We start from the raw sequence: 15,768 nt of genomic DNA on the forward strand, positions 1-15,768 counted from the left end.
GGCACCAGCCACGTCCGGCCACCTCGGGGGGATTTGCGAGACTGGACGGGTGAGCACAGGAACCGAGCAGTCCAAGGCGTGGTTCGACCGCGCGAAGACGGCCATCCCGGGCGGGGTGAACTCGCCGGTCCGGGCGTTCAACTCCGTCGGCGGCACCCCGCGGTTCATGGTCCGCGGCGAGGGCCCGCACCTGTGGGACGCCGACGGCAACCGCTACGTCGACCTGGTGTCGTCCTGGGGCCCGATGATCCTGGGCCACGCGCACCCGGCGGTCGTCGAGGCGGCGCGCGCGGCGGCGACGTCCGGGCTGTCGTTCGGCACGCCGACGATCGGCGAGGTCGAGCTGGCCGAGGAGATCATCGCCCGCGTCGAGCCCGTCGAGCGGGTCCGCCTGGTCAACTCGGGCACCGAGGCGACGATGAGCGCGATCCGGCTGGCCAGGGGCTTCACCGGCCGGTCGAAGATCGTGAAGTTCGCCGGGTGTTACCACGGTCACGTCGACGCGCTGCTCGCCCAGGCCGGCTCCGGCGTCGCGACGCTCGGGCTGCCGACGTCGCCGGGCGTCACCGGCGCCCAGGCCGCCGACACGCTGGTGCTGCCCTACAACGACCTCGACGCCGTCCGGAAGTCCTTTGTGGACAACCCGGGCGAGATCGCCGCGGTGATCACCGAGGCCGCGGCCGGCAACATGGGCGCGATCGCCCCCGACGAGGGCTTCAACGCGGGCTTGCGCGACCTCGCCCACGAGCACGGCGCGCTGCTCATCATGGACGAGGTGATGACCGGGTTCCGCGTCTCGAGCGCGGGCTGGTTCGGCCTCGAGGGCGTGGCCGGCGACCTCTACACGTTCGGCAAGGTGATGTCCGGCGGGCTGCCGGCGGCGGCCTTCGGCGGCCGCGCCGACGTCATGGCGAAGCTCGCCCCCGGCGGGCCGGTCTACCAGGCCGGGACGCTGTCCGGGAACCCCGTCGCGGTGGCCACGGGCCTGGCGACGCTGCGCGCGGCCGACCACGCCGTGTACGCGGCGCTGGACGCCAACGCGAAGCGGCTCGGCGACCTCTTCCGCCGCGAGCTCAGCAACGCGGGCGTCGCGAACAACGTCCAGTACGCGGGCAACTTGGTAAGCGTCTTCTTCGGCGAAGCGCCGGTACGCGACTACGCGGGCGCGCAAGCGTCCGAGACGTGGCGGTACCCGGCGTTCTTCCACGCGCTGCTCGACGCGGGCGTCTACGGGCCGCCCAGCGCGTACGAGGCCTGGTTCGTCAACGCGGCGATGGACGACGAAGCGTTCGCGGTGATCGAAGCGGCCCTGCCCGCGGCGGCGCGCGCGGCGGCGGAGGCGACCCAGTGACCACAGTCGTCCACCTGCTGCGGCACGGCGAAGTGCACAACCCCGAGAAGATCCTCTACGGCCGCCTGCCCGGCTACCGGCTGTCCGAGCGCGGGCAGCGGCAGGCGCTCACGGTCGCCGAGGCCGTCGCCGGCCACGACCTCGTGCACGTCGTCGCGTCGCCGCTGCAGCGGGCGCAGGAGACGGCCGGCCCGATCGCCGCGGCGCACCGCCTCGACATCGCGACCGACGAGGGCCTGATCGAGGCCGGCAACCAGTTCGAAGGCCTGCACGTGGCGGTCGGCGACGGCGCGCTCCGGGAGCCCAAGCACTGGCCGAAGCTGGTGAACCCGTTCAAGCCGTCGTGGGGCGAGCCGTACCTCGAAATCGCGCACCGGATGCTGGGCGCGGTGCACCGGGCGCGCTCCGCCGCGGAGGGTCACGAGGCGCTCTGCGTGTCCCACCAGCTGCCGATCTGGACGCTGCGCCGGTTCCTCGAGGGCAAGCGCCTGTGGCACGACCCCCGGCGCCGCCAGTGCTCGCTGGCGTCGTTGACGTCGCTGGTGTTCGACGGCGACGAGCTGCGCGAGATCGTCTACAGCGAGCCCGCGGGGACGACGGATCCGAAGGTGACCGGGGCATGAGAAGGGTCGTCTTGGCCGCCGTCGCGCTGCTGGCGCTGGCCGGGTGCAGCAGCGGCAAGGACGCGGTGGTGCAGGGCAGCAGCTTCAGCTTCGTCTCCCCGGGCGGCAAGGTGGACATCACCTACGACCTCGCCCAGCGCCAGGCCGCACCGGTGCTGGCGGGCGAAGACCTGATGAACGAGGGCAAGCAGCTGTCGCTGGCGGACTTCCCGGGCAAGGTCGTGGTGCTGAACCTGTGGGGGCAGTGGTGCGGGCCGTGCCGCACCGAGGTGCCGGAGATGGAGGCGGTGGCCAAGCAGGGCGTCCAGGTGGTCGGCATCGACGTGCGCGACCCGGCGCGCGAGGTGGCGCAGGACTTCGTCCGGGACCGGAAGCTGACGTACCCGTCGATCTACGACCCGGACGGGCGGGTGCTGCTCAAGCTGAGCGGCTACCCGCGCAACATCATCCCGTCGACGATCGTGCTGGACAAGCAGCACCGCGTCGCGGCGGTGTTCCTGCGGCCGGTGCTGGCCCAGGACCTGCTCCCGGTGACCCAGCGCCTGGCGGCCGAGACCTGATCGCGTGGCTTTTGCCGGATTTTTACCGGCTCGGGCGGTTGTCCGGCTAGATTTCCCCATGATCATTCCGACCTGACCAGGGGGAGATTCTCTTGTTCAAGAAGTTCGCGGCCGCCACGCTGATCGCGGCCGCCGCGGTCACGACGGTGTCGGTGCCCGCCTCGGCGGCGCCGGCCTCGGTCCAGGGGTTCACGGTGCTCAAGGAGAGGAGCGGCTACGGCCGCACGCTGCGCCTGTGGCTCAACACGAGCAACAACCAGGTGCACGCGAACCTGTCGGGCGCCCGGTACGGCGACAAGCTGTCGATCGGCAGCTGCTGCTACCCGTACACGACGTACGAGACGGTGACGAGCAACGGCCAGTCCGAGCTCAACACGGGGGAGTACGGCAACTACGGCCCCAACGTGAACGGCGTCTTCGCCGACGGCGGAGAACTCCACTTCTGACCGGCCGGCGACGGGCGGAGTGCCAGCCGGTCTTTCCGGGCAGCTGAAGGCCTGACCGGCACCCCACCCAGACCCCGCCCACCACCCCGATCCGAAGCCAGAACACGGACGGCAGTGCCGGGTCAAGGCATCTTTCCCGCCTTGACGCGGTGCTGCCGTCCGTAGTCACAATCGGGCTTCGGGGTGGTTGACCACCGCACGGTCGTCCGCCCGAACCACCGGGACCAAGGTCCTGAACTGCTGTGACCGAGGTCCTGTGAACCGGCCCCGGAGTTCTCACCAGGACCTCACTGCCTACCCTCAACGGGGTGAACTCCGTGACCGAGCTGGCGATCTCCGGACCGCTGCTGCTCGCCGCGGGCGTCGCGCTGCTGGCCGGAACGATCTCCTTCGCCTCGCCGTGCGTCGTGCCGCTCGTGCCGGGGTACCTCGCGTACCTCGCCGCGCTCGTCGGTGCGGACGCCCCCGCCGTCAGCGCCGACGAAGAGCGCAAAAAAGGCCGCTGGGCCGTCCTCGGTGCCGCCCTGCTCTTCGTGCTCGGGTTCACCGTCGTCTTCGTCGCCACCCTCGGCACCCTCGTCTGGCTGGCCGACACCCTCACGCTCAACCAGGACCTGCTCCAGCGCATCGGCGGCGTCCTCACCATCGCCATGGCCCTCGTCTTCCTCGGCTGGATCCCCGGCCTGCAGCGCGAGGTCCGCTCGCACCACGTCCCGCGCGGCGGCGTCTGGGGCGCCCCGCTGCTCGGCGCGATCTTCGGGCTCGGCTGGACGCCCTGCATCGGCCCCACGCTCTCCGCCGTCACCACGCTGGCCAGCGCCACCGGCGGCGCCGAGGCCCGCGGCTACCTGCTGATCGCCGTCTACTGCCTCGGCCTCGGGCTGCCGTTCCTGCTCATCGCGCTCGGCGCCCGCTGGGCCGTGCGCGCCACCGACTGGGTGCGCCGGCACGGCCGCCAGGTGCAGATCTTCGGCGGGGTGCTGCTGATGGCCGTCGGCATCCTGCTGGTCACCGGCGTCTGGGGAGACCTGATGGGCTGGCTCCGCAACGAACTCGCGGGCAACCTGGAGCTGCCGCTGTGACCACCACGGAAGCCCCGCCCAAGACCCCCCAGGGCCCCACGCCCGCGAAGCGCACCTTCGCCTTCCTGCGCAACACCTGGCGCGGCCTGACGTCGATGCGCACCGCGCTCGTCCTGCTGTTCCTGCTCGCCCTGGCCGCCCTGCCCGGCGCGCTGCTGCCGCAGCGGAAGCTCAACGCCCCCAAGGTCGACGAGTACATCGCCGCCCACGGCTGGTGGGGCACCCTGCTCGACAAGCTCGAGTTCTACGACGTCTACTCCAGCATCTGGTTCTCGGCCATCTACCTGCTGCTGATGATCTCGCTGGTCGGCTGCCTGACCCCGCGCAGCTTCGACTACGTCAAGGCGATGCGCGCCAAGCCCGTGCTGACGCCGCGCAACCTGGCCCGGATGCCGCACTACCGGCTCGGCCGTGGCAAGCAGGACGTCTCGGCCGAGCTCGCGGCCGTCCATAAGCAACTGTCGGGCTGGCGCCGGATCGAGCGCGAAGAGGCCGACGGCGTCCGCACGATCTCCGCCGAACGCGGGTTCCTGCGCGAGACCGGCAACCTGCTCTTCCACTTCAGCATGCTGGGCCTGATCGTGTTCTTCGCGCTCGGCAAGCTCTACGGCTACGAGGGCCAGGTCATCGTCCAGGCCGACGGCAGCTCGTTCTGCAACTCCGGCATCTACAACTACGACTCCTTCAACGCGGGCCTGCGCGTCGACGGCACCGACCTCGACCCGTTCTGCGTGAAGGTGAACGACTTCACCGTGCGGTACACCCCGGCCGGCGAGCCGGAGTACTACCACGCGAACATCCAGTACCAGTCCGGCGCAGACCTCGACACGGGCACTTGGCGCCCGTACGGCCTCGAGGTCAACTCGCCGCTGCGGACCGCGGGCGACCGCGTCTACCTGCTGGGCCAGGGCTACTCGCCGCAGTTCACGGTGACCTTCCCGGACGGCTCCCAGCGCACCCAGAACACCCAGTGGCGCACGGTCGACCCGACCACGATGCTCGCCGAGGGCGCGACGAAGTTCGACCAGCCCGGCGTCACCGACGAGGTCCAGCGGCGCACCCGCCAGCTGGCCATCACCGGCCTGTTCGCCCCGACGTCGTTCCTGCACGGCAACGTCCTGACGTCGTCGGCGCCGGAGCTGAAGGACCCCGCGGTGGCCGTCGACATCATGCGGGGCGACCTGGGCCTGGACGCCGGGCGCGGCCAGTCGGTCTTCGAGATCGACCAGTCCCTCGTGGACGACGGCAGGCTGAAGAAGATCGCCCGCGAGAACCTCAAGGTCGGCCAGGAGATCAAGCTCGACGACGGCACGAAGATCCGCTTCGACGGCGTCAACCACTGGGTCTCCCTGCAGGTCTCCCACGACCCGACGCAGGGGTTCGTGCTCGGCTTCGCCATCGCGATGTTCCTCGGCCTCGGCGCGTCACTGCTGGTCAAGCGCCGCCGGCTGTGGGTGCGGGTGAAGCCGGGGACCGAGGACGACCCGGGTACCGTGATCGAGGTCGCCGGACTCGCCCGCACCGACCAGGCGGGGTACGGCGAAGAGTTCCACCGGATCAGTGAACGCCTGATCAGTGGTCAGAAGGGCTGAGGCATGCCGATCAACGAGACGCTGTCGACCTACAGCGACTGGCTCTACACCACCGCCGCGGCGATCTACGTCGTCGCGCTGATGATGACGCTGATCGAGCAGGGCTTCGGCGCCAAGGGCCGGCTCGCCACCGAGCGCGCCAAGCTCCGGGCGCGCGAGCTCGTCGGCGCCGGCGGGCCGCCGATCGAAGAGGTCCAGGCCGCGCAGCGCACGGCCGGCCGGCCCGAGCGGATCGGCAAGATGGGCGCGTCGCTGCTCGTGCTCGGCGCGCTGCTGCAGCTCTCGGCGATCGTGCTGCGCGGGCTCGCCGTGCACCGCGCGCCGTGGGGCAACATGTACGAGTACGGCATGGCGGTCACCTTCATCACGGTGGTCACCTGGATCGTCGTCATGTGGAAGTTCCCGGTCCGCCACCTCACCGGCTTCCTCCTGCTGCCCGTCGTGATCCTGATGTTCATCAACGGGACGCTGCTGTACACGACCGCGGCGCCGGTGCAGCCCGCACTGCAGTCGTACTGGCTGGTCATCCACGTCTCGGCGGCGATCATCGGCTCGGGCGTGTTCCTGGTGCCGGGTGTCGCGAGCGTTCTTTACCTGTTCCGCGCGGCCTACGAGAAGGACGAGACGAAGTTCGCCCGGTTCGCCTCGAAGCTGCCCGCGGCCGACGTCCTCGACCGGATCGCCTACCGGACGACGATCTTCGCCTTCCCCGTCTTCACCTTCGGCGTGCTGTGCGGCGCCGTCTGGGCCGAGTCGGCCTGGGGCCGGTTCTGGGGCTGGGACCCCAAGGAGACCGTCGCGTTCATCGCCTGGGTCATCTACGCGGCCTACCTGCACTCGCGGGCGACCGCGGGCTGGCGCGGGGCCCGCGCGGCGGCGATCAACATCGTCGGGTTCGCCGCGATGATCTTCAACCTGTTCTTCGTGAACCTCGTCACCGCGGGCTTGCACTCGTACGCCGGGGTGGGCTGAGCAGACCCGTGAAGCGCCGACTACCGTCGTCACCAGGGGGCATGATGTCGGCGGAGTGCGCGGAGGTTTACACCGGTGACCGGACCCACTGAAGAATCGGCTCCTGGCCACCCGGAACAGGCCGAAAAGCAGCCTGAGGTGAGCCTGTTCGCCGACGACCGGACGGACTCGCACCCGCACCCGGAGACGTCGGGGGCGTTCGACGTGCAGCCGACCCAGGCGGTCGCGCCGCCGCCGAACCCGGCGGTGTCCGGGCCGCACCAGGTGAATCCCGCGGTCTCGGGGCCGCACCAAGTGCCCAACCCGGCCGTGTCGGGCCCGCACCAAGTGCCCCCGGGCTACGACCAGAACCTCCCGCCGCTGCAGCCGCAGTACGCGCAGGCCCAGTACCCCCAGCAGCCGCAGCAGCAGGCTTCCGGGCTGCCGCAGCCCCAGAGCGGGCGCCACGCGGCACCGCAGCAGCCGGGCCACGGCCACGACCTCGCGACCGCGCACCTGGTCAAGCAGGTCAAGCGGCCCCCGCAGTCCGGCTGGCGCAAGGCCGTCTACGTCGGCTCCGGCAAGCTGATCAACCCCGGCGAGAGCCCGGCGGACATCCAGCGCCGCGACCTCATCGCGCGCGTCAACCAGCCCCTGCGCGGGTGCTACAAGATCGCGATGCTGTCCCTGAAGGGCGGCGTCGGCAAGACGACGGTGACGACGACGCTCGGGGCGACGTTCGCGTCCCTGCGCGGCGACCGCGTGGTGGCCGTGGACGCGAACCCCGACCGCGGCACGCTGTCGCAGAAGCTCCCGCTGGAGACGACGGCGACGGTCCGCCACCTCCTGCGCGACGCGGCCCGCATCACGCGCTACAGCGACGTCCGGTCGTACACGTCCCAGGGCGCCAGCCGGCTGGAGATCCTCGCGAGCGAGCAGGACCCGGCCGTTTCCGAGGCCTTCTCCGAGGAGGACTACCGGCGCACGGTCAACCTGCTCGAGCACTTCTACAACATCGTGCTCACCGACTGCGGCACCGGCCTGATGCACTCGGCGATGAAGGGCGTCCTGGACGTCGCGGACGCGCTGGTGGTGGTGTCGTCCGGCTCGGTCGACGGCGCTCGCAGCGCTTCGGCGACTCTCGACTGGCTCGAGGCGCACGGGTACGGCGAGCTGGTCAAGCGCTCGGTGGCGGTGATCAACTCGGTCCGCCCGAAGGGTGGCTCGGTCGACCTGGACAAGCTGTCGGCCCACTTCGGGGCGAAGGTCCGCGCGGTCTGCAAGATCCCGTTCGACCCGCACCTGGAAGAGGGCGCGGAAATCGAGTTGGACCGGCTGACCGGCGACACCCGGCTGGCGCTGCTGGACCTGGCGGCGACGGTGGCCGACGGCTTCGCGACCCCGCTCTCGCAGGGTTACCGCTAGCCGTCCTCGTCCCGGCGCTTGCGCTGCTGTTCGGCCAGCTGACGCAGGAAGTCGGGATCGTCGTCCGGAGCGATCGGGGCGCGGCGCGGCGGCGAAGTGACCATCCGCTGACCGGCGAACGACCGCCACAGGAGCAGGGCGACGACCAGCGCGCCGACCGCCGCGAGCAGAGCGAGCATGCCGGATCCTTCCGTGTGGGTCCCCCGAGGTTAACCCGTCGGACCGGGTTTCGGCCCGAACCCCGGCGAGCGGGTGACGACCGGAACACGAACGGCCGCGGGCGGGGGCGGGGATGGTTCCCCTTTACGTGGATACGGATCCGGCGCGGAGATGGTTCGCGGGGAACGCGGCCGCGCTCGACGTATGCGGAGACGACGAAGGGCCGCGCGGGCCGAGGGAAGTCCCCATGCCCGGCGCGGCCCCTCGCCGGAACTCCTTCAGACCTTGCGGGCCGGTTCGCTGGCGTCCGTGGTCAGCTCCGCGAGGAGCTCGTTCACCTCGGACTCCCGGAACCGCCGGTGCCCGCCCGGGGTCCGGATCGAGCCGATCCGGCCCGCCGTCGCCCATCGGGTGACCGTCTTGGGGTCCACCCGGAACAGTGCTGCCACCTCGCCAGGGGTGAGCAGGCGTCCGCCCATCGTCGCGGTCATTTTCCGCCTCCTTAACGACCTCACTGCTATACCGGAGGCAATCCGGGCCCTTCTGGCCCGTCGCGCCGGGGTAGCCAACACGGCAATCGTTGCACTTCACCCGTCGGGTACTCGAACGGTTGTCCAAGAGTAAAGAGCCCTTAAAGGTCAAAACGGACAGCTTGCTTACGTTCTGCAACTATTGTCGTGGTGACATGACGTGCGGAGATGTCGTTCGCCTGGGTCATCGGCCGCGAGGCGTGGTCTCAATGGGGGATTGTCCAACCGCATAGAGTGATCCCGTGGATCAGTTGGACCGGAAGATCATCGCGGCGTTGCGTATCAACGGACGAGCCACTTACGCGGACCTCGGGCGGGCCGTCGGGCTCTCCGCGTCGTCGGTGCACGAGCGGGTGGGCAAGCTGGAAGCCGCCGGCGTGATCACCGGCTACCACGCGGTCGTCGACCCGAGCTCGGTCGGCCTCGGCGTCACCGCCCTCGTCAGCATCCACCCGACCGACACCGCGACCGAAGACGACGTCGCCGACGCGCTCGCCGAGCTCGACGAGGTCGAGAGCTGCTACGCGGTGGCCGGCGACGAAGCCTTCGTGGTCAAAGTGCGCGTGCCGACCGTCGACGAGCTGGAGCGGACCCTCGGCCGGCTCCGGCGCATCCCCGGCGTCGGGCGGACGAACACGACCGTCGTGCTCTCGACGCGCTTCGAGGGCCGCCCGAACAACGCGGGCCTGCAGAAGGACCGGTCAGGCGGGGCGTAGCCTGCGTTGGTGTGAGCGACGAGAAGGCCGGCACCCTGCCGCGTGACCTGACGCTGTACCTCCTGGCGCGGTTCGTGCTGGTCGGGGTGATCGCCTGGGTGCTGACCCTGGTCGGCGTGCCCCTGCTGGTCGCGCTGGTCGTCGGGCTGGTCGTCGGGCTGCCGCTGGGCCTGCTGCTGTTCCGCCCGCTGAACGCCCGCGTCACGGCCGGCCTCGCGAAGCGCAACGAGAAGCGCGCCCGGGCCCGTGCCGAGCTGCGCGCCCAGCTGCGCGGGGACGCTCCCGGGCAAGCCGAATGAGCCGCCCGCACTCCCGCAGCTGGGTCCGCGAGGCCGTCCGGATCATCGAGGCGGACGCGAACCGCAGCGCCGACACCCACCTGCACGTCTTCCCACTGCCGCCGGAGTGGGGCATCGACCTCTACCTCAAGGACGAGTCCGTCCACCCGACCGGCTCGCTGAAGCACCGGCTGGCCCGCTCGCTGTTCCTCTACGGGCTCGTCAACGGCCAGATCGGCCCGGACACCGTGCTCGTCGAGGCCTCCAGCGGGTCGACGGCGGTGTCCGAGGCCTACTTCGCCCGGATGCTCGGCCTGCGCTTCATCACGGTCGTGCCGCGGAAGACGTCGAAGGAGAAGATCGCGCTCATCGAGTTCTACGGCGGTGAGTGCCACTACGTCGACGAGGCGCCGGCGATGTACCCCGAGGCCGAGCGGCTCGCGGCCGAGTCCGGCGGGCACTATCTCGACCAGTTCACGTATGCCGAGCGCGCGACGGACTGGCGCGGCAACAACAACATCGCCGAGTCGGTGTTCGCGCAGATGCGCTCGGAACGCCACCCGATCCCGACGTGGATCGTGGTGGGCGCGGGCACGGGCGGCACGAGCGCGACGTTCGGCCGGTACGTCCGCTACAAGCGCCACACGACGAAGATCTGCGTCGCCGACCCGGAGAACTCGTCGTTCTACGGCGCCTGGGAGACCGGCGCGCTCGACTACGCGACCGGGATGCCGTCGCGCATCGAGGGGATCGGGCGCCCGCGTTGCGAGCCGTCGTTCGTCCCGGGCGTCATCGACGAGATGTTCCGGATCCCCGACGCCGGCTCCCTGGCGGCCATCCGGCTGCTGCGCGAGCGCACCGGGCACTGGGCGGGCGGCTCGACCGGGACGAACCTCTACGGCGCGTTCCGGCTCATCTCGCGGATGGTCGAGGACGGCCAGGCGGGCAGCGTCGTGACGCTGCTGTGCGACGGCGGCGAGCGGTACGCGCACACCTACTACAACGACGAGTGGATCGCGGCCCAGGGGATGGACCTGGCGCCGCACACGGCGTTGTTCGAAGAGTTCCTGACGACCGGGAAGTTCTTCGTCCCGGAGGACTAGAAGCCCAGCGCGACGGCGGCGAGCACGGCCCAGGCGAGCATCGCCAGGCCGGTGTCCCGCAGCGCCGGGATCAGCTCACGGCCGTGCGCGCCGCCGCCGACCGCGCGGACCGACTTCAGCAGCAGCGGCGCCGTCACCAGCGTGATCAGGACCAGCGGGTGGAAGACGCCGAGCACGATGCTCAGCACGTACGGCACGGCCACCAGGACCAGGTACAGCCGGCGCGTCCCGCCGTCGCCGAGCCGGGTCGCCAGCGTGCGCTTGCCGGACTCGATGTCCGTCGGGATGTCGCGGAGGTTGTTGGCCGTCAGGACCGCCGTGGAAAAGCTGCCGACGGCGACCGCGCACGCCAGCCCGGCCCAGCTGACCCGGCCCGCCTGGACGTACACCGTGCCCAGCACGCCGGCCAGCCCGAAGAACACGAACACCGCGATCTCGCCGAAACCGTAGTAGCCGTAGGGCTTCTTGCCGCCGGTGTAGAACCACGCGCCGAGGATGCACAGCGCGCCCATCACCAGCAGCCACCAGTGCCCGCTGCTGAGGACGAGCACGAGCCCCAGCACCCCGGCCAGGCCCAGCGCGACCAGCGCGGCGGTCAGCACGGCCTTCGGCGCGGCGACGCCCGAACCGACCAGCCGCAGCGGGCCGACGCGGTTCTCGTCGGTGCCGCGGATGCCGTCGGAGTAGTCGTTGGCGTAGTTGACGCCGACGATCAGCGAGAGGGAGACGAGCAGCGCCAGCGCGGAGCGCCACCACGAGAACGCGTCCAGCGCGATCGCCGCGCCGACTCCCGCCACTACCGGCGCCACCGCGTTCGGCAGCGTCCGGGGCCGGGCCCCCTCGATCCACTCGTTCACTGTCGCCATGGCGCCATTCAACGCCATGTCGATCAGTGCCCGGCAGTCAGTTCGTGGTCGGCAGCTGCCAGGTCAGCTGGCCGCTGTTGGGGTCGGCCCCGGGGCCGTCTGCCAGAGCCGCACCCGCGGGAAGGAGGACCCCCAGGGCGACGGCGGTGCCGATGAGGGCGGTTCTGATCCAGCGCGTCATGGTGCGTAGCCAAGCGGGTGCGCGCCGTACATGTCAACGAAGTGCGGCCATTCAGGCGCTCAAACCCGACTCAAGTCGCTGTTTCACGGCCGCCCGGTCGATCTTGCCCGGACCGCGAAGCGGCAGCTCAGGGGCGTATTCGACGCGTTTCGGCGTCGACGCGGCGCCCAGTTCGGCCCGGACCGCGGCACGTAGTTCGTCCGCTTCGCGCGGTTCACCCTCTGGGACGACCAGCGCCACGACGGCCTCGCCCCACTCGGGGTCCGCCACGCCGACCACGCACGCGTCCCGGACGCCCGGCTGGGCGCCCAGCACGCGTTCGATCGCGTTCGCGGACACCTTCACGCCGCCGGTGTTGATCATGTCGTCGGCCCGGCCGAGGACCTCGATCCGGCCGTCGTCGTGACGAACCCCACGGTCGGACGTCGTGAACCAGCCGTCGGCGAACGACTCCGCGGTCAGCTCGGGCTGCAGCCGGTAGCCGTGGGCGAGGACGTCGCCGGCGATCCGGATGCGCTCCCCGGCCACGTCGACGCGGACGCCGTCGAGGGGGAAGCCGTCGTAGACACAGCCGCTCGCCGTCTCGCTCATGCCGTACGCGGGCACGATCGCCACGCCCGCGTCGGCCGCGCGCTCACGCAGGGCCGCCGAGGTCGCCGCCGCGCCGACCACGATCGCGTCGAACGTCTTCGCCGCGGCCAGGCCGGCGCCGCCGTCGTCGAGCAGCCGGACCAGCTGCGTCGGCACCAGCGCCGTGTACCGCCGGCCGCCGCTCAAGGTCGCCGCCGCGGCCGCGAAGTCGTCCGGCCGGAAGCCGGTACCGGTCAGGAACACCGGAGAGGTGCCCGCCAGCAGCGACCGGACCAGCACCTGGAGCCCGCCGATGTAGTGCGCCGGGGTCGCCAGGAGCCACTGGCCGGGGCCGCCGAGGCGAGCGTGCGTGGCCTCGGCGGACGCGGTCAGCGCACGGGCCGACAGCAGCACGCCCTTGGGTGCGCCGGTCGAACCCGAAGTCGCGATGACCACGGCGGTGTCCGGCTCGGCGGGTTCGTCCGGGGCCATCGCGTCCCGCAGCGCCGGATCGGTGAACGGCAGCACGGCCGGGCCGCCGTCCAACGCGGTCGCGATCGCGTTCTGCAGCGTGACCAGCGCGGACGGCGAACTGTCGAGTTCGATCGGGAGCAGCTCAGTAGTAATAGGGGACGTCCTTGAAGTCGGGGTCGCGCTTCTGGAGGAACGCGTCACGGCCTTCGACGGCTTCGTCCTGCATGTAGGCCAGGCGGGTGGTCTCGCCGGCGAACAGCTGCTGGCCGACCAGGCCGTCGTCGGTGAGGTTGAACGCGTACTTGAGCATCCGCTGGGCCGTCGGCGACTTGCGGGTGATCTCCCACGCCCAGGTCAGCGCCTCTTTTTCGAGGTCGGCGTGCGGGACGACCGCGTTGACCGCGCCCATGTGGTGCATCTGCTCGGCGGAGTACTCGCGGCCGAGGAAGAAGATCTCGCGGGCGAACTTCTGGCCGGTCATCTTCGCCAGGTAGGCCGAGCCGTAGCCGCCGTCGAACGAGCCGACGTCGGCGTCGGTCTGCTTGAACTTCGCGTGCTCGGCCGAAGCGAGGGTGAGATCGCACACGACGTGCAGGGAGTGCCCGCCGCCCGCGGCCCAGCCCGGCACGACCGCGATCACCGGTTTCGGCAGGAACCGGATCAGCCGCTGGACCTCGAGGATGTGCAGCCGGCCGGCCCGCGCGGGGTCCACCGTGTCGGAGGTCTCGCCGCTCGCGTACTGATAGCCGGAGCGTCCGCGAATACGCTGGTCACCACCGGAGCAGAACGCCCACCCGCCGTCCTTGGGTGAGGGGCCGTTCCCGGTGAGCAGGACACAGCCGACGTCGGCGCTCATCCGGGCGTGGTCCAGCGCCCGGTAGAGCTCGTCGACGGTGTGCGGCCGGAAGGCGTTGCGGACCTCCGGGCGGTCGAACGCGATGCGCACCACGCGTTTGCCGCCGCGGCTCTCAGCGGAGCGGTGGTAGGTGATGTCGGTGAAGGCGAAACCTTCGACCTCGGTCCACGCGGCGGGGTCGAACAGCTCGGAAACTCGGGCGTCATCCACGTTTGGGAGAATAGGACCTGTGGACTCAACTGATCTCGATGGATGCGAGGCCTGCCGGTGAACCCTTCCACCGCGCAGGCCAGGGTCATCGTCGACGAACTCGTCCGCAACACCGTTTCGCACGTCGTCCTCTGCCCGGGCTCCCGCAACGCGCCGCTGTCCATCGCGCTGTATGACGCGGCGGCGGCCGGGAAGCTCCAGCTGCACGTCCGCATCGACGAGCGCGGGGCCGCGTTCCTCGCCCTCGGCATCGCCGCCCGCACCGGCCGGCCGGTGGCCGTGCTCTGCACGTCCGGCACCGCGGCCGCGAACTTCCACCCCGCCGTCCTGGAGGCCGACCGGGCCGGCGTCCCGCTGATCGTCCTGACCGCCGACCGGCCGCCCGAGCTGAGAGCCGCGGGCGCGTCCCAGGTCATCGACCAGCACCAGCTCTACGGTGACGCCGCCCGCTACTTCGACGAGCTGGCCGTCGCCGAGCGGCGGGCGGGCCAGAACTCGTACTGGCGCAGCCAGATCTGCCGGGCCTGGAACGCCGCCTACGGCGAATGGCGCTGCGGTCCGGTGCACCTGAACATCCCGTTCCGCGAGCCGCTCGTGCCCGACCTCGACGACGACGGCGAGTGGTACGAATCCCTGGACGGCCGCCCCGACGGCTCCCGCTGGACCGAGCTGCCGGACTTCGGCGCGCTGCCGTCGTTCGTGGTGCCCTCGGCGCGCCACGGCCTGGTCATCGCGTGCGACACCGGCGTCCAGGCGGCCAGCGAGTGGGCCGAGCAGCACGGCTGGCCGGTCGTGTCGGAGACCGGTGGCCTCGGCCTGTCCGGCGGTACGGCGATCTCGTCCGGCGCGTGGCTGCTGGGCGTCGAGGAGTTCATCGCGAAGCACAAGCCGGAGCAGGTGCTCTGCCTCGGCAGGCCGACGGTGTTCCGGCAGATCCAGAAGGTGATCTCGGACCCGTCGGTCGAGGTCCTGCTGGTCCGCCCGGACTCGGACTGGCCGGCGCCCGCGCACAACGTGCGGCAGGTCGGGCAGTGGTTCGACGAGCCGACCAAGCCGGCCGACCCGGAGTGGCTGGCGAGCTGGCGCCGGGCCGACGCGGCCGCGTCCGACGCCGTCACGTCGGTGCTGGCCGCCGAACCGTGGCCCTCCGGGCTACGCCTGGCGTCGGAGCTGGTGGACGCGCTCCCGCCGGACTCGCTGCTGGTCGTGGGCTCGTCCAACCCGACCCGCGACGTCGCGCTGGCGGGCCGGCTGCGCCCGGACGTCCTGGTGCACCGCAACCGCGGGGTGGCGGGCATCGACGGGACGGTCTCGACGGCGATCGGCGCGGCGTACGTCCACCGCGGGCCGTCGTACGCGCTGCTGGGCGACCTGACGTTCCTGCACGACGCGTCCGGCCTGCTGACCGGCCCGGCCGAGCAGCGCCCGGACCTGACGATCGTCGTGTGCAACGACGACGGCGGCGGGATCTTCTCCCTGCTGGAGCAGGGTGCGCCCGAGCACGAGGCGAGCTTCGAGCGCGTGTTCGGCACGCCGCACGGCGCCGACCTGGGCGCGCTGTGCGCCGGCTACCGCGTTCCGCACGTCGTCGCGGAGACGCTGACGGAGTTCCGCGCGGCGCTGCGGCCCGCGCCGGGGCTGCGGGTCGTGGAGGTGCGGGTGGACCGGTCGCGGCACCGCGACCTGCACGGCCGCTTGCGCGCGGCGGTCTCATCGGCGGTCTCCGCGGTCTGAGTCAAGCGCTTTCCGGGACCGGTCCCAGGAGGTAAGAACCTTCCTTCGCCGGTACCTGGGT

The 15,768-nt window shown here is 71.2% G+C and carries 18 protein-coding genes; 12 read left to right on the forward strand and 6 right to left on the reverse strand.

Annotation, left to right across the window (positions count from 1 at the left end; genetic code table 11):
• Positions 1-49 precede the first annotated feature (49 nt).
• From hemL to ACWEVP_RS09925, 8 genes are all read left to right on the forward strand, one after another.
• Positions 50-1,351 (forward strand): glutamate-1-semialdehyde 2,1-aminomutase, encoded by a 1,302-nt coding sequence (gene hemL, locus ACWEVP_RS09890; protein WP_452062208.1) that lies wholly within the window; start codon positions 50-52, stop codon positions 1,349-1,351.
• Complete coding sequence (locus ACWEVP_RS09895) at positions 1,348-1,974, forward strand: histidine phosphatase family protein (RefSeq protein ID WP_452062209.1); 627 nt, start codon at positions 1,348-1,350, stop codon at positions 1,972-1,974. Before hemL ends, ACWEVP_RS09895 begins: the two co-directional genes overlap by 4 nt.
• Positions 1,971-2,534, forward strand: a complete 564-nt coding sequence (locus ACWEVP_RS09900) for a TlpA family protein disulfide reductase (protein WP_452062210.1) — start codon at positions 1,971-1,973, stop codon at positions 2,532-2,534. Before ACWEVP_RS09895 ends, ACWEVP_RS09900 begins: the two co-directional genes overlap by 4 nt.
• A gap of 92 nt (positions 2,535-2,626) precedes the next feature.
• Positions 2,627-2,980, forward strand: a complete 354-nt coding sequence (locus ACWEVP_RS09905) for a hypothetical protein (protein WP_452062211.1) — start codon at positions 2,627-2,629, stop codon at positions 2,978-2,980.
• A 308-nt stretch (positions 2,981-3,288) separates the two neighbouring features.
• On the forward strand, positions 3,289-4,062 hold the full coding sequence (locus tag ACWEVP_RS09910; protein WP_452062212.1) for a cytochrome c biogenesis CcdA family protein: 774 nt from the start codon (positions 3,289-3,291) through the stop codon (positions 4,060-4,062).
• Complete coding sequence (resB, locus tag ACWEVP_RS09915; RefSeq protein ID WP_452062213.1) at positions 4,059-5,654, forward strand: cytochrome c biogenesis protein ResB; 1,596 nt, start codon at positions 4,059-4,061, stop codon at positions 5,652-5,654. Before ACWEVP_RS09910 ends, resB begins: the two co-directional genes overlap by 4 nt.
• A gap of 3 nt (positions 5,655-5,657) precedes the next feature.
• Positions 5,658-6,626, forward strand: coding sequence for a c-type cytochrome biogenesis protein CcsB (gene ccsB / locus ACWEVP_RS09920; RefSeq protein WP_452062214.1), 969 nt, complete (start codon positions 5,658-5,660; stop codon positions 6,624-6,626).
• Between the two features lie 75 nt (positions 6,627-6,701).
• Positions 6,702-8,030 (forward strand): MinD/ParA family ATP-binding protein, encoded by a 1,329-nt coding sequence (locus ACWEVP_RS09925; RefSeq protein WP_452062215.1) that lies wholly within the window; start codon positions 6,702-6,704, stop codon positions 8,028-8,030.
• Here ACWEVP_RS09925 and ACWEVP_RS09930 read toward each other — a convergent pair.
• Together ACWEVP_RS09930 and ACWEVP_RS09935 are read right to left on the reverse strand one after the other, a co-directional pair.
• The gene (locus ACWEVP_RS09930) at positions 8,027-8,209 is read right to left on the reverse strand and encodes a hypothetical protein (protein ID WP_436392989.1); all 183 of its coding nucleotides are present in this window, start codon (positions 8,207-8,209) and stop codon (positions 8,027-8,029) included. The genes ACWEVP_RS09925 and ACWEVP_RS09930 overlap by 4 nt on opposite strands.
• 258 nt (positions 8,210-8,467) lie before the next feature.
• Positions 8,468-8,680 (reverse strand): BldC family transcriptional regulator, encoded by a 213-nt coding sequence (locus tag ACWEVP_RS09935; RefSeq protein WP_033291096.1) that lies wholly within the window; start codon positions 8,678-8,680, stop codon positions 8,468-8,470.
• A gap of 281 nt (positions 8,681-8,961) precedes the next feature.
• Between ACWEVP_RS09935 and ACWEVP_RS09940 the strand changes: the two genes are divergently transcribed.
• Genes ACWEVP_RS09940 through ACWEVP_RS09950 form a run of 3 tightly spaced genes read left to right on the forward strand, consistent with a single transcriptional unit; the run spans position 8,962 to position 10,816 of the window.
• Positions 8,962-9,435, forward strand: a complete 474-nt coding sequence (locus tag ACWEVP_RS09940) for an Lrp/AsnC family transcriptional regulator (RefSeq protein ID WP_364558213.1) — start codon at positions 8,962-8,964, stop codon at positions 9,433-9,435.
• 11 nt (positions 9,436-9,446) lie between these two features.
• Entirely contained in the window at positions 9,447-9,734 is a 288-nt protein-coding gene (locus ACWEVP_RS09945) for a DUF4229 domain-containing protein (protein WP_452062216.1), read from the forward strand.
• Entirely contained in the window at positions 9,731-10,816 is a 1,086-nt protein-coding gene (locus ACWEVP_RS09950; protein WP_452062217.1) for a PLP-dependent cysteine synthase family protein, read from the forward strand. Before ACWEVP_RS09945 ends, ACWEVP_RS09950 begins: the two co-directional genes overlap by 4 nt.
• On the opposite strand, the gene ACWEVP_RS09955 is transcribed toward ACWEVP_RS09950, so the two are convergent.
• From ACWEVP_RS09955 to ACWEVP_RS09970, 4 genes are read right to left on the reverse strand one after another with little or no spacing between them, the layout of a single operon-like run.
• Positions 10,813-11,682 carry a 1,4-dihydroxy-2-naphthoate polyprenyltransferase gene (locus tag ACWEVP_RS09955; RefSeq protein ID WP_452062218.1) on the reverse strand — a complete coding sequence of 290 codons (870 nt, stop codon included), beginning with the start codon at positions 11,680-11,682 and terminating at the stop codon, positions 10,813-10,815. The two genes, ACWEVP_RS09950 and ACWEVP_RS09955, sit on opposite strands and share 4 nt — an antisense overlap.
• A gap of 37 nt (positions 11,683-11,719) precedes the next feature.
• Positions 11,720-11,863, reverse strand: a complete 144-nt coding sequence (locus ACWEVP_RS09960) for a hypothetical protein (protein WP_452062219.1) — start codon at positions 11,861-11,863, stop codon at positions 11,720-11,722.
• A gap of 51 nt (positions 11,864-11,914) precedes the next feature.
• Positions 11,915-13,048, reverse strand: a complete 1,134-nt coding sequence (gene menE, locus ACWEVP_RS09965) for an o-succinylbenzoate--CoA ligase (RefSeq protein ID WP_452062474.1) — start codon at positions 13,046-13,048, stop codon at positions 11,915-11,917.
• 1 nt (position 13,049) lies between these two features.
• Positions 13,050-13,973, reverse strand: a complete 924-nt coding sequence (locus tag ACWEVP_RS09970; RefSeq protein ID WP_452062220.1) for a 1,4-dihydroxy-2-naphthoyl-CoA synthase — start codon at positions 13,971-13,973, stop codon at positions 13,050-13,052.
• Between the two features lie 57 nt (positions 13,974-14,030).
• Between ACWEVP_RS09970 and menD the strand changes: the two genes are divergently transcribed.
• Positions 14,031-15,707 carry a 2-succinyl-5-enolpyruvyl-6-hydroxy-3-cyclohexene-1-carboxylic-acid synthase gene (gene menD / locus ACWEVP_RS09975; RefSeq protein WP_452062221.1) on the forward strand — a complete coding sequence of 559 codons (1,677 nt, stop codon included), beginning with the start codon at positions 14,031-14,033 and terminating at the stop codon, positions 15,705-15,707.
• Positions 15,708-15,768 lie beyond the last annotated feature (61 nt).

The organism is Amycolatopsis sp. NPDC003865 (genome assembly GCF_053605345.1).

Excerpts from the sequence above, each read along its gene's own strand:
- ACWEVP_RS09900 (WP_452062210.1), top strand. The coding sequence starts at position 1,971 with ATGAGAAGGGTCGTCTTGGCCGCCGTCGCGCTGCTGGCGCTGGCCGGG.
- ccsB (WP_452062214.1), top strand. The coding sequence starts at position 5,658 with ATGCCGATCAACGAGACGCTGTCGACCTACAGCGACTGGCTCTACACC.
- ACWEVP_RS09930 (WP_436392989.1), bottom strand. The coding sequence starts at position 8,209 with ATGCTCGCTCTGCTCGCGGCGGTCGGCGCGCTGGTCGTCGCCCTGCTC.
- ACWEVP_RS09935 (WP_033291096.1), bottom strand. The coding sequence starts at position 8,680 with ATGACCGCGACGATGGGCGGACGCCTGCTCACCCCTGGCGAGGTGGCA.
- ACWEVP_RS09950 (WP_452062217.1), top strand. The coding sequence starts at position 9,731 with ATGAGCCGCCCGCACTCCCGCAGCTGGGTCCGCGAGGCCGTCCGGATC.
- ACWEVP_RS09955 (WP_452062218.1), bottom strand. The coding sequence starts at position 11,682 with ATGGCGACAGTGAACGAGTGGATCGAGGGGGCCCGGCCCCGGACGCTG.
- ACWEVP_RS09960 (WP_452062219.1), bottom strand. The coding sequence starts at position 11,863 with ATGACGCGCTGGATCAGAACCGCCCTCATCGGCACCGCCGTCGCCCTG.